At 35.8% G+C, this 13,423-nt stretch carries 10 protein-coding genes, 1 tRNA gene and 1 pseudogene; 4 read left to right on the top strand and 8 right to left on the bottom strand.

Annotated features, from left to right (window positions below; translation table 11 throughout):
• Window positions 1-358: 358 nt before the first annotated feature.
• The 4 genes and pseudogenes from cptA to yccS all read right to left on the bottom strand — a co-directional run bounded on the left by cptA (window position 359) and on the right by yccS (window position 7,620).
• Window positions 359-2,071 carry a phosphoethanolamine transferase CptA gene (gene cptA / locus WH390_RS02510; protein WP_032116712.1) on the bottom strand — a complete coding sequence of 571 codons (1,713 nt, stop codon included), beginning with the start codon at window positions 2,069-2,071 and terminating at the stop codon, window positions 359-361.
• Between the two features lie 710 nt (window positions 2,072-2,781).
• Complete coding sequence (gene hcp / locus WH390_RS02505; protein ID WP_032116691.1) at window positions 2,782-4,434, bottom strand: hydroxylamine reductase; 1,653 nt, start codon at window positions 4,432-4,434, stop codon at window positions 2,782-2,784.
• A gap of 601 nt (window positions 4,435-5,035) precedes the next feature.
• A pseudogene (locus WH390_RS02500) lies at window positions 5,036-6,072 on the bottom strand (IS5 family transposase).
• A gap of 57 nt (window positions 6,073-6,129) precedes the next feature.
• A complete protein-coding gene (gene yccS, locus WH390_RS02495; protein WP_081932937.1) occupies window positions 6,130-7,620 on the bottom strand; it encodes a YccS family putative transporter in 1,491 nt (496 codons plus the stop codon).
• 137 nt (window positions 7,621-7,757) lie between these two features.
• On the opposite strand from yccS, the gene helD reads away from it, so the two are divergent.
• On the top strand, window positions 7,758-9,812 hold the full coding sequence (helD, locus tag WH390_RS02490) for a DNA helicase IV (RefSeq protein ID WP_032116692.1): 2,055 nt from the start codon (window positions 7,758-7,760) through the stop codon (window positions 9,810-9,812).
• Between the two features lie 97 nt (window positions 9,813-9,909).
• On the opposite strand, the gene WH390_RS02485 is transcribed toward helD, so the two are convergent.
• On the bottom strand, window positions 9,910-10,359 hold the full coding sequence (locus WH390_RS02485; RefSeq protein ID WP_032116693.1) for a methylglyoxal synthase: 450 nt from the start codon (window positions 10,357-10,359) through the stop codon (window positions 9,910-9,912).
• 159 nt (window positions 10,360-10,518) lie between these two features.
• Between WH390_RS02485 and WH390_RS02480 the strand changes: the two genes are divergently transcribed.
• Complete coding sequence (locus tag WH390_RS02480) at window positions 10,519-10,932, top strand: CoA-binding protein (protein ID WP_032116694.1); 414 nt, start codon at window positions 10,519-10,521, stop codon at window positions 10,930-10,932.
• Window positions 10,933-10,983: 51 nt separating this feature from the next.
• Here WH390_RS02480 and hspQ read toward each other — a convergent pair whose 3' ends face one another.
• Window positions 10,984-11,304: a heat shock protein HspQ gene (gene hspQ, locus WH390_RS02475; RefSeq protein WP_180560911.1), complete on the bottom strand. Its 321-nt coding sequence runs from the start codon at window positions 11,302-11,304 to the stop codon at window positions 10,984-10,986.
• Window positions 11,305-11,505: 201 nt separating this feature from the next.
• On the opposite strand from hspQ, the gene yccX reads away from it, so the two are divergent.
• Window positions 11,506-11,793, top strand: a complete 288-nt coding sequence (gene yccX, locus WH390_RS02470) for an acylphosphatase (protein WP_032116695.1) — start codon at window positions 11,506-11,508, stop codon at window positions 11,791-11,793.
• A 4-nt stretch (window positions 11,794-11,797) separates the two neighbouring features.
• On the opposite strand, the gene tusE is transcribed toward yccX, so the two are convergent.
• The gene (gene tusE, locus WH390_RS02465; protein ID WP_032116696.1) at window positions 11,798-12,127 is read right to left on the bottom strand and encodes a sulfurtransferase TusE; all 330 of its coding nucleotides are present in this window, start codon (window positions 12,125-12,127) and stop codon (window positions 11,798-11,800) included.
• 181 nt (window positions 12,128-12,308) lie between these two features.
• On the opposite strand from tusE, the gene WH390_RS02460 reads away from it, so the two are divergent.
• Window positions 12,309-12,396 (top strand) — tRNA-Ser (locus tag WH390_RS02460).
• Between the two features lie 411 nt (window positions 12,397-12,807).
• On the opposite strand, the gene WH390_RS02455 is transcribed toward WH390_RS02460, so the two are convergent.
• On the bottom strand, window positions 12,808-13,224 hold the full coding sequence (locus WH390_RS02455) for a hypothetical protein (RefSeq protein ID WP_032116697.1): 417 nt from the start codon (window positions 13,222-13,224) through the stop codon (window positions 12,808-12,810).
• Window positions 13,225-13,423 lie beyond the last annotated feature (199 nt).

The raw sequence follows: 13,423 nt of genomic DNA, 5'->3' as shown, positions 1-13,423 counted from the left end.
TCTGCAATACAACAGTGTAGAATGATAACCATAACAGTATTAAAGTGAACAAACCATATAATTTAATGAATAATTTTAAATTTTGTGACTTAACAAGCTGATATTATTAGTTTATTTAATTAATAAAATGTTCTAGTAATAGCGGCTATTCGACTTTTTTTACCATTTTTAACTAATAATTTAGCTTTTTAGTTATTGATTAATTGATATCTTAAACAAAAGTACGTTACTAACGAATTGTTTGAAAACTGGCCAGTTTAAAACTGGTTATCAGATATGATTTGTATCTATAAATTTTATAATTAATGGTGTAACTCTCCCCTAAGAATTAACTCGGGGAGAGGAATAAATGAAAGGACTATTTTTTTAGTTGATCATAGGTTTTTAGTGGTTGCTGTTTGTTATAAGGATCACCAATATAACGGGGAGAAGGTTGAAAATCTTTGTTAATGACACTTTTACTGACATCCAATCCATCATAATCAAGCCCGGCTAAATCTGACCAAGTGTGAATCAAATGCATAATACTATAGGGCCTATTTACCATGGTATCTAAATGGCGTTGGTGAGTATTAATCCATTGGGTTGATTGCCAGATAATAAAAGGGATCTCATACATAGGACGGGTTGGTGCTGCTTCATTACGACCTAAAATATGGTGTGGCGGTGTGTCAAAAACCTCTTCGCCATGATCAGAAAAATAGACCAAAAAACCGTTTTCGTTAGATGCAGCAAAATCTCTGATTAGTGTTGCCACTACCTTATCGTTGAAGTGTTGTGCACTATCATAGTCGTTATAATCGGCTTGCTCACTTTTAGCCAAATTGGTGGGCATAGTATCTGTTTTATTATCAAATATTCCCTCATCTTTAGGGTAACGATAGGCATATTTCATATGGGTGCCAAGTAAATGGACAATGATGAATTTCTTTTCTGCTGGATCTTTTAAGACTTCATTGAATGGAGCTAATACTGATGTGTCATATTGGCGTGAACTTTGCGCCATATCGTTGTTTAGATAATATTGTTTATCGGTCTGGCGCGAAAATGCGGTTAACATCGTATTACGTTGAGTTATGGTTTGCTGATTGGTGATCGAGAAAGTTTTATAACCTGCTTGCTTCATCATATTCATTAACGAAGGAGCTGTTTTATAAAGTTCTGGGTGTAATTGATCGGCAAAAGTTAATGCTTGTTGTAACACTTCGATAGTGTAAGGGCGTGAGGTAACTACATCGTTGAATGCTTTGAAATTATTTGGGTATTGTGCTTTTAATGCGCTTAATTGTGGTGTTGTTTGGCGGCCATATCCATATAAACTCATACGGTTTCGACTTGTCGATTCACCAATGACTAACACTAATGTTCTTGGAGTAGCGCCATTATTATCAATCAAATTTTTTAAAGGAGGTATTTTAGCATTGTGGGTTAAAATAGCTTCCATATTAGTAAGCTGATTTTGATAAAGAAAATAACCGCTAATAAATTGCCAAGGAGCAGCATAAGCCATCCTGGCATTTAAATATGGCATTAGATCATCAAGATCACCGTTTGATTTGATGACTTTTTTGTAAAAAGGGGCACCAAAAAGAATACCGATAATAATTGTTGTCAATATAACTTTGGCCGAAACGGAAATATGAATAGGTTTTATGCGTGTCCATAAAAAAATAGCGATAAGTGTATAAACCAATAGGCTTGCGATAACTTTAATACTTAAATATTGGGTTAAGAATTCACTTGCTTCATGTGTGTTTGTTTCAAACATGATAAACATGACACTTTGTGAAAACTGTTGGCCATAAACAATATAATAGGCCAAGGCGATGGCAGAAGATAGCCAGAGAAAAATGCCTATAATGGCGGCAACCAATTTGATATGGCGAGAAAAAAACAGTGCAGGAATGAGCCAAAGAGTGCTGTATAAAAGGGAATCTCTTAGACCAATGGTATTACTTTGACCGGTTGTTACAACAATGATTTGAATAACTGTAGAAAAATAGAGAAAAAAGACAAGCAACCAGATAAAGGCTACTAAGTTATTTTTTTTATTTGGTGAAGAATTAAACATATAATTTATGCTCATCAATTTTGGTTTTTTTAACATAAGTGTTATGTATTATTTTCATTATCAGCTATTTTGGCGGCTGATAATTTTTTGAACATTAAACGAAATAGAAATAATTGCAACAAAAATATTGTTACCTTTGAGCAATTGTTGGGAATATGTTGCCAGTTTTTTGGTTGGAAAGAAGTATTATTAAATTATATTTTAATTTGACTAAAACCATAGTCAATTATTTTTGTTTTTTATAATAAATATAAAAAATACGGTAATAATAACAATAGTAAGTTTTTTTTGTGACAAAATAAATAAAATTCAATCTTCTTTTTGCATCTTTTATTTGTTTTGCCGAAAGGATTAACTAAACGATTTATTGGGTTAATTTGGGGAATTAAATATATTGATAGCTTAAATTTAATGTTTATAATTAGTGTTTAGAAAAATTTCTATTTAACTAGAGGGATTGTAATAAAAAATTAAACCGGCGAAATAGAATATTATTGAATAATAATTATTTGTGTAAAATAGATTTATTAATAAAAAACATTTTATTGTGAAATTTATAATAAAAAAATTTATTAAAAGATTAATAATAATGTAAGTGAAAACAATAAAGTTACCGCCATTGGTAAGGAATTGAAGGCGCGAGCGTTAAACAAAGGTGCGGCCCGCTGCCGTTCCCTGGCATTAATTGTATCTATTGATATCTTTTATTCTTATGCAGACAGCAATTGCCGCATATCCTGCTCCACATTAGTGATTTTTCTTAAACCAAATTTTTTCTCGAAGATAGTGAGCAAATCTGGCGTCAAGAAAGCGGGTGTCGTTGGACCAATTATGATATTAGTTATGCCAAGTGACAGCAAGGTGAGTAAAATAGCAATCGCTTTTTGCTCAAACCAGGAAAAAACCAGTGATAGTGGTAGATCATTCACGTTACACGATAATTTTTTCGCCAGCTTGGTGGCAAGAATAATTGCACCATAAGCGTCATTACATTGACCAACATCGATTAAGCGTGGTAAACCTGCTATTTCACCAAAATCCAATTTATTAAAACGATATTTACCACAAGCTAAAGTTAGAATTATACAATCATTTGGCACATGAGTGGCAAAATTGGTGAAATAGCTCCGCTTAGCGCGCGCTCCATCACAACCACCTACTAGAAAGATATGGCGTAATTTTTTACTGTTGATTAACTCAATTAGTGTATCTGTTGCATCCAGCAGAGTGTGGCGACCAAAACCAACTGTAATCTTATGTTCAATTTCACTATATGGGAATCCTGCCATCTGCTGTGCCATAGCAATCACGGGGCTAAAATCGTTACCTTCCAAATGGTTTATCTCTGGCCATCCAACAATACTGCGGCTCCAGATACGATCGGAATAGTTGCCAACAAATGGATCGATAATACAATTTGATGTCATAATAATGGGGCCGGGGAACTGAGCAAACTCGATTTGTTGATCCTGCCAGCCACCCCCATAGTTACCGGCCAGATGTTTGAACTTATGTATTGCTGGGTAGCCGTGTGCTGGTAACATTTCACCATGGGTGAAAATATTAATACCTGTACCTGCAGTCTGTTGCAATAAGTTGTGTAGATCTTTCAGATCATGGCCAGAAACTAGAATACATTTACCTGCAATGGGTTTTACGTTAACTTGAGTGGGTATTGGGTGGCCATAAGTGTCAGTTGCACTGGCATCTAAAATGCCCATTACCTTAAAATTCATCTGACCAATTTCCATTGCACATTGCAATAAGGCATCCATATCAGATGGCAGGCTACCTAACCATGCCATAATTTTATGGTATTGGTAGTAAATATCGTTATTGTCTTGACCGAGAACTCTGGCATGCTCCATATAAGCCGCAGCACCTTTCAAACCGTACAGACAAAGCAGACGTAAACCAAGGATATTTTCACCAATCACCACTTTATCTTTATTTTGCGCGTAATCTGCTGCTTGATACTGTAACTCGCTAGGATCGTCACTGAATAACTGCAGTTCGGCCATTGGATGATTTATAATAATCGTTGGATCTTTATCTAAGCATTGGATTTTCAGTGCCTCACGTTTGGCTATTGCTTCACGTGTATAGGCAATGATACGCGAAGAGTCAAAATTTACATTAGTTAAAGTAGAAAAAAGGATGCGCGGTGAAAAGTGGTTGACTTGATGATCAATGATACCGTTTTGATAAGCTTTAACTGTCCATGCAGATAGACCCTGTAGCGCAGCGATCAATAGATCTTGTAAATCAGATGTTTCAGCTGTTTTACCACATACACCACGAGTGTAAATACAGCCATTGCCAGCTGGACTGCACATTGTTTGCTCACATTGCACACAAAACATGTTAACTCCATTAAATTTGCATTTTATATACATGTTTATACTATACTTGAGCTTAAGCAGTTGAAAATATATTTTTAAAACAACTTGATAGGAAATTGATTTAGTACAGTTTTGGCGTTAAAGGGAATGCATCTAACAGTAATAATGGTATAAATAACCAACAATTTTGCTTTTTATTATCATTGAACATCACGCTTCTAATATTAGTTAAGTTAGCGACAGCGTTAATATCTAGGGTAGTGACGGCTAGGCATCTATCATTACACCACTATTAAGTAAAATATCTATCTGTTTATCACTATACTTTCATTTTCATCGATGGGTATTAATGCAACCATAATGGTATTTTTACGCTTTAATTAATGCCTCTACTTTTAATCATTAAGTTTTATGCTTAAGCGCTAATTGACCACTGTTGCCAACGGGAAACGCAAAAGTTATGGTGGCAAATGAAAAGAGATAACTGTAGGGCACCTCGAAAAACTCGAAATCTTCAATGGCTCTCCGGCTTGTCTCTAAATAATTAGATGTTTTTTGATCCCCCCGCTACTAATCCTACCGTCCATTGCCATGGACAGTGTCATTTTGTCCATTCTGGGCGTTAAAAAGCTAAGATGCCGGTACGCTGGAAGTACGCCAACCGCTTTAGGTTGTAACATGCTGCCATCATCGTCATGGCAAAATTAGCGCGCACTTGCCCAATGGTACGGATCAGTTTTCTACCCATTTGTTCCATCGCCGCGAATGCATGTTCAACCCGTGCCCTAATCTTTGCAATCCGGTGGTTGCGCCCTTGCTGAGTCTTGGACAACGGTTTATTTCGATGGCCTTTACGCTGAATCTGGCTCCTATAGCCGTTTGCCTTGAGCCAAGCTTCCCGTTCCGCAGAGGGATAGCCTCGGTCGGCGTAGATATTACGGTTGGTGTTGGCCTTGTCGATGACCCTCTCGAAATGCTGACTGTCGTGAGTGCTGGCCGTATCGGTGACGATTTTTCTGATGAACTTGTACTTCTTGTCCATGTTCACAGAAAGCTTATAGCCATAATGGCTCTTACCGTGTTTTTTAGTCCACGTGGCGTCTAAATCTTTTGCCGCCGCTTGGTTGGTTTCCAATGAGCAGGTATCGCTTCCTGCTTGAGTTGCTCCTTTTCGTCCTTCGTGAACGACTGCTTCGGAGCAGGTACCAAGGTGGCATCGATGATTTGGCCTCCCCGAGCTATAAAGCCTTTCTTCAAAAGCTGTGAGGTTACACCATCGAAAATGGCTTTAGCACCAGCTTCACCGATCCTGTTCTCGAACGTCCACACAGTGGTACGGTCAGGTATATTGATGGCATGGAGCAACCCACAGAAACGCTTGAAGCTCATTCTGTCCAAAAGCTGGTACTCCATCTGCTCGTCAGACAGGTTGTAGATACGCTTTAGAACTAAAATGCGAACCATGGTCTCGGTTGGAAATGGTGGACGTCCTCCTTTTTTGCTGACAGGGCGTGGTACCACATGGTCGATTTCCGCTGCCAGATGCGCAAAGTCTATACAGGTTTCGATCTTGACCAGAGGGTCGACCAACTGGTCAATCGTCTGTAGGTGATACTGGTCTGCAAGGAGGTCATACTTAATGGCGTTTCTTTTCTGCATGGTGGTCAGGGCAATAGGTCAGTTTTCGATAATTTTATCTGCGAAATCAAACTCTGGTTAGGTTTTTCGAGGTGCCCATAAGGTGGCTTGGGCATATTGACCATTGCGGAAGGTAAAGAAAAAAACGCCACTAATAATAATGAGTAAGAGTTGTCCTTCGATAGAGGGTACGAAATAGAGCAGAGGTAACCCAATTAGAATAGCGGCAATGGTTCCAATAATACGCAAGATTAAGCAATTCTTAGTTGCAATATAATTTGGTTGGCATACAAATAAACTTGTCAGTAATATCCAATAACCCTGTGGTAGATTAAAGCATTGAACAATAATATAACCGGTACATAATACTACTGACATTCTAATCGCATGGCGAAACAGTGTTGAATTAAGTGTTAAGTTACTGGTAAGTGTGAGCCAAAAGTCACTGATGTTAGACAATGAATTGTCAGAAAGTTGTGTTTCTGTCAATGATTGGCTATGTGGAGTTTCTATTTGCTCAACAGCAATACTATTAAGTTGAGTATCTATCTCTTTAAGATTAACTAATAGGTTATAAAGTGCGTTTATTTGTTTGTTGTTGGAATATTGTTGTGTAAGGTGTTGCAATGAATTTTCCAGATTAGCAAATGCATATTTAAATTTTGCATTATGCTGATACCTTGTATGAGATAAAATGGAGTGAGCAACCAATTGGCATGCTTCAGCTTGCATTGATAATAATTTCTGGAATCGGAAAAGAATATCACTATGCGGAAAATCCTGATTTAAATTTTGATATTTAATGTGTGATGAACTTGCTCGCTCATGGATATCTTGAACGATAAAATAGTAATGTAGGCTATTGCTAGTTCCTGATTGGTTTTTATTATTTTTCAAGCGACTAAGCAGTGTTACTTTCATTTGATTCATAGTATTGACCAGTTTGCTATTGGCCATTGCAAGATCAAAGATCGATTGTTGATAATTTTCTTCAATCTCGGGGGTAAATAAATTGGCTTTATTAGCTAGATAGATAGAAAGTTGTTGGTAACATTGGGCTAATTTATTATGTAAGGGCTGGATAGGAAGAAAAATATGACTGATAAGTGTTAATAAATAGTACCAAATAGTCCCGATAAGTAACAGTATCGGTTGTTGATACCAAATTGTAAAAATAGCCGTTCCAAGCATGGTATAGATTGCGACCAGAAGTGCGCCAAAGGCGATTGTTCCATAGGGTAACCCGAGAACACCAAGAAATGTAAAGCTAAAAGTTGATAACGCTAAGCCAATAAAAAATAGCCACGGGTAGGGAAATAGTAGCTCAACAGTGACCGAGGCAATCAGAAATGATAATAGGGTGATGGCGATATTACGAAGCTTACCAATAAATCGATCATCAAGATCAGTTAATGCAGCGGCAACGACACCCAGTGTTAAAGGGATAGTTATTTTAAGTTGTTCACCTAAAATCCAAGGGAGTAATGTTGTTCCTGAGAGCGCAATTAGTATTCGGATATAATAAAGGATGTTGCTATTATAAAATACATGGCGAAAGCTAGAGAACATGGTAAGCACAATAACCCCTAATTTGTCAGCATACTGATTAATTGTATAAAAGCATCCATAATAGCCTATAAGGTTTAGCAAAGAGAAAAAACTTTTTCTTGCCATCTCCTAACATATTTTAGCTAAGGTAGTGTGTAATGGAATTGAAATCGACACATGTAGGTCAGCGTTTCGCTCAACATCCTTATAATCGAGTTCGTCTATTGAATGCGGGTGTGGAAGTGAGCGGTGAAAAACATCAGTATCTCATTCCGTTTAATCAACTTGTTGATATACGTTGTAAACGAGGTATTGTTTGGGGAGAGCTTGAATTTGAATTACCAAGCAACCAGGTAGTTCGTTTACACGGTACCGAATGGAACGAAACACAACATTTTTTTCATTATCTTATTGATATATGGAAAAAATGGAGTCAAGAGATGAGTTCGATTTGCTCAGATGTTTTATCTGAACAAGTGCAAGAAATAGAGAAATACTTAATCCAGGATAGTTGGTTTACCCATGCGCAACTTACTCTGTTGCAAAATCAAATTAATAGCAGATTAAATGCCCTTCCAATGCCGCTTGTGCGTTTAAATGAATTCACAAGTTGCCGCCAAAATTATGCTGTTTGTCAGCATTGGCTCCATTTGAGCCATCAGGCACTATGTGACATTAATCAATATTGGGTCGCTCGCTTGTTTAAGCAGTACTCTGAATTTTTTCAGCAACTTACTATTGCTCCGTTAAACCAATCTCAAATCAATTGTGTGGTCAATGGCGAACAAAATATTTTAGTATTGGGCGGACCAGGTAGCGGTAAAACGTCTGTTTTGATAGCGAAAATGGGTTGGCTTTTACTCAGGCAACAGGCTATTGCTGAACAGATTTTATTACTTGCGTTTGATGAGAAAACAGCAAAAAAAATGAATGAATTGGTTCATACTGATTTAGGGCAGCCAGCATTTCAGGCAAAAACTTGTAATAGCTTAGTACTGTATATTATTCAAAGTTGCAGTAATAAAAATGTCGCTATTAGTGAATTAGAAATAAATGAACAAAAAAGACATAATTTTCTGGTCAGTGAATGGCGAAAGCAGTGCCATGAGCGAAAAGCGCAGGCAAAAGGGTGGCGTGAGTATTTAACGCGAGAATTAGCTTGGAATATAGCTAGCGGTGAGTTTTGGCATGACAAGCAATTAGCAAAAAGATTAGTGGTTCGTTTAGATAATTGGCTTAATTTATTACGTATACATGGCGGCAGTCAGAAAACAATAAGTGAATTAGCAACGCCAGAAGAGAGCAAGCAACTGCAAATGGAGCTGCGATTAGTGGCACCCATTATTAAAAGATGGAAATCGATGCTAAAAGCCGAGGGGGCAGTTGATAGCTTAGGGCTAATACATCAGGCAATTAATTTATTACAGAAAGGAAAATTTATTAGCCCATGGAAATACATTCTGATTGATGAATTCCAAGATTTTTCGCCATTAGAAATGCAGTTACTGCAGTTATTACGAGAACAGAGTACACAAACTCACTTGTTTGCAGTTGGTGATGATGGGCAAGCAATTTATCGTTTTCCGCTAGCAAAATTAAATTTAATGGCTTCTTTTGAACATTATTTTGGTCAAGGAGTTTATTGTACACTTGATACCACTTATCGTTTTAATGATCACATAGCTAAAATTGCTAGCCAATTTATACAAATGGATCCTGAGCAGCAGATTAGACCATTAAAAAGTTTTGTTAAAGCAAATAAAAAATCAATAGTTTTATTACCAGAAGAGCAACTGGAAAATCTGCTTGATAAAATGAGTGGTTATGTTACTGAAAAAGAGACGATTCTCATTTTATCGCGTTATTTTTATTTGCAACCGGCTGTGATTAAAAAAGCTAATACCCGTTGGCCTAAATTAAATATTAATTTTATACCTATCCAAGCTGCGAAAGGGTGTCAGGCCGATTATGTTATTATCCTTGGATTAGACCATGGAATAAATGGTTTTCCTATATGTGAACCTGAGTCTGCAATAGAAAAAGTATTATTATCAAAGTCTAATATTTTTCCTAACCTACAAGATAGACGTTTATTATACGTTGCTTTGACTAGAGCTAAAAAGCAAGTTTATTTATTGTATGATAAATTAACACCGTCTATTTTTGTTGAGCAATTGAAAAAATTAGGTGTATCGCAACAAAAAAGAGCATGACTGTTATTTATTCTAACTTTTTTATTATTTAACTGGATTATTGCTATTGTTGTTAAAAATATGTTTTAGCAATTATAACTTAACGTTATTTGTCAATTCAGGTTTCAAGGTATTGTTGATAATTGGGGATCTCAATTTCAGTTTCATGATCAAAAGCTGGCGATGTGATAATGAAATCAGCACTAGCTATATTCGTGGCAACAGGAATGTTCCATACAGTAGCGAGTCGAAGTAGCGCTTTTACATCCGGATCATGTGGAACTGCATTTAATGGATCCCAAAAGAAGATCAAAATATCGATTTTTTGTTCGGCAATCATCGCGCCAAGTTGTTGATCTCCTCCCATTGGGCCACTGAGCATATTAACAATCTTTAATCCGGTATGTTGATGAATTAAGTTACCCGTTGTACCAGTGGCAAATAATTTGTGTGTTTTTAGCACAGAAATATGTTTTTGCACCCATGTTAGTAGTGATAATTTACGGTGATCATGGGCAACCAAAGCAATATTTTTACTTTTTTCCAATCTGCGAATAACGGATTCCATAAATTTCCTTACATTGATAGATATTCACTAGTTTAGCAACTAACGCACTATGCCAATATTGATTGAGTTAACTCAACAAATTTGACAAGTGTAGTAGCACTTTATTGCGATTTATATCATAGTTTAGTAATTATTTTTTAAATTATGGAGTTGTTGTAAATGGATGATCCGAAACTGACAGATATTTTAACTAAAGTGAAATTTATAGCATTAGTTGGCGCTAGTGATAAAGTTGACCGCCCAAGTTATAAGGTAATGAAATACCTTATAAATCAAGGATATAATGTGACCCCTGTCAGTCCAAAACTAGCAGGCAAAGAATTACTCGGGCAAAAAGTTTATGCCCATTTAGTTGATATTCCATATCCAATTGATATGGTTGATGTTTTTAGAAATTCAGCCGCTGCCTTTGAAGTTGCCGAACAGGCAATAGCAATTAATGCAAAAGTAATTTGGCTACAATTAGATGTTATTAATCAAGAGGTTAAAAAGATGGCTGAGCGAGCAGGATTAGCGGTGGTGATGAACGCTTGCCCTAAAATAGAGATACCTCGCTTAGGCTTAGAGAAATAGATCAAGGAAGATGATAGACTAACCATCTCCATTGATTGTATTTAAAATTAGTTAATTACGTAATTGTGGGGCTCTAAGTTGAGTTTTAATTGATTCCGACAGCTCATCTAACGATGACTGTTCTGGGTGCTCATCAGAAGTTTCATAAGTAATCTGGGCTTCAGCCAGATAAGTGTGAATAGGTTCACCATTATCATCTTCCATAACGACATGGTACCAGGGAGCTGAGCGTAGAGCTGCATTAGCTGCAATATCGTCATCCTGTGGTTTATCCAGGGAGTATTCGGCGTCAACATCGACGATTACTCCAAGATAACCCAGGAGTTTGTGCCTTACTTGTTGCCCAATACTAAATTTACTGGTAGTCATCATAGCTACCTCCTAGAAGCCTTGCATATTCTATAGGTAATGATATGTGGGTAATAATATAAATTTCAAGCAGGTCACTCTGTTACGCTAGTTTCTTAATAACTCTAATCCATGTAGATTAAAAACTCTATACTATGAGAGTATCTGTTGTTTACACAAAAAACAATATGTTGAAGTTATTATTTATTATAAGAGAGCACTAAAATGCGAAAGATAGGTAGAAATTACTATATATATGGGCGAGTTCAGGGTGTAGGGTTTCGTTATCATACCTTGCATTGGGGCAAAGAACATGGACTATATGGTTATGTTTATAATCGTTATGATGGTAGTGTCAACATAAAAGCTTTCGGTACATTACAGCAAATTCAGCAGCTAGAGGATTGGCTAAAAGCTGGTGGGCCAGTGGGTGCTAAAATTGAATATTATAAAAGTGAAGAGTGTCATGTTGAAAAAGAGGTAGTAGATTTTCATATTCGACACTCGCTGTGATAACTCAAATACATTTTACTGGCTTAGGTAAACCTGCAAGTTTTGTTGCTTGTTTCGCTGGTCCTTTTGGAAAAAGGCGATAAAGATAGCGGCTATTACCAATATCCTCACCATATTTTTTAGCAATTGCCTTTACTAACATACGAATAGACGGCGAGGTATTGAATTCGAGATAAAATTCACGAATGAAGCGAATAATTTCCCAGTGTTGCTCCGTTAATGTAATATTCTCTTGTTTGGCTAGTAGATATACCATGGATTCACACCATTCTTGGCTATTTTTAAGGTAACCATCGGCATCAGTGTTAATTTCACGACCTTCAAATATAAACATATGATATTTCTAAGCTTAAAAAATGGATGGTTAATTTAACAAAATTGAACTCTTTACCCAAGTATATTCGTAAAATGCCGATAAATTAAGCGAATAATCACTTAATAGCATAAATATATAGCGATTAAATTATATAAGTCTTTACAACCATTCAAGCTGTGTTTATAGTTCTTGGCATTGTGGAGGGGTGGCCGAGCGGCTGAAGGCAGCGGTCTTGAAAACCGCCGATGGGAAACCATCCGAGAGTTCGAATCTCTCCTCCTCCGCCATTTTCGTTTTAGTCGCGTCTTTTAAACACAGACGAATCTTTATCAATCCAACAAATTAGTAAATTCCATTATGTACAATGGGTTATTACAATCTTGCTACAATTTATTATATCGAATTGTTCACTGTCATTTTTATCCCATCGATCTATAAAGCTATTTGATATGGTTAGTAAGCTCATTTAGTCAAATTGATATTTACAGAAACCAGAATGAAATAGATAACGCTAAACCAATAAGTCATTAATGAAGATTCAATGAGTCTCATTTTATGTAAAAGAATGTTTTATTATTTTTTTGAGGAAAAGTTTTGCATTAAATTTAACCTGACAGATATCATATAAATAATGGACAACTGTCAGTTTGTTTAAATTTGGTTAATAATTTTAACTTGTTTATATCGTAATTAAAATATTAACGATTTGACTTCGAGCAAAGAAAGCCAGTTGTAGGAATAAGATCAAGATTAAAATGAGAATCTTTTATTTCTGTTAATTTTAGAGCAATACCTTCTTCATTTTCTGGTTTAAATTCTAAAATCTTTAACTTTTTAGTGATATCATTGTACTTAATCTTTGCATAGCCTTTAGAGATTAAAATAGCATTATCATTACGCTGAATAATATAATCTAAAATTATTGTTCCTGCTGAATCATCAATTTCTATTGTCGCATATTTATCATCGGGATCAGCAGGACTCACTGAATCAATTTTTATGGTTTTACCAGTAGAACTGGTAATCGTTACTCTAAATCTATTGTTTGTTTTAAAGATTTTATCAGTGAATCGAAAAAATACTAAAAAACCATCACCCATTGTATTTATACTCATAGTTAATTTCCTATAGTTGATCGTTAAAAATATTTGCTTTAATGACTATATTTTATTGTTCTTATTGATTGATAAGATCATTCTTAGTATTAGTTTTCAATAATTTAAATTTGCAGAAAACTAAAATATATAAAAATAATTTTATGATATTTAAAAATAAAAAATTAATATTGCTATTTACGTTTGATAAGATATTTGC

Origin of the sequence: Candidatus Arsenophonus nilaparvatae (genome assembly GCF_045346035.1) — a bacterium.
GTDB classification, from domain to species: domain Bacteria; phylum Pseudomonadota; class Gammaproteobacteria; order Enterobacterales; family Enterobacteriaceae; genus Arsenophonus; species Arsenophonus nilaparvatae.
This window is presented reverse-complemented; position numbering and strand designations above follow the sequence as displayed.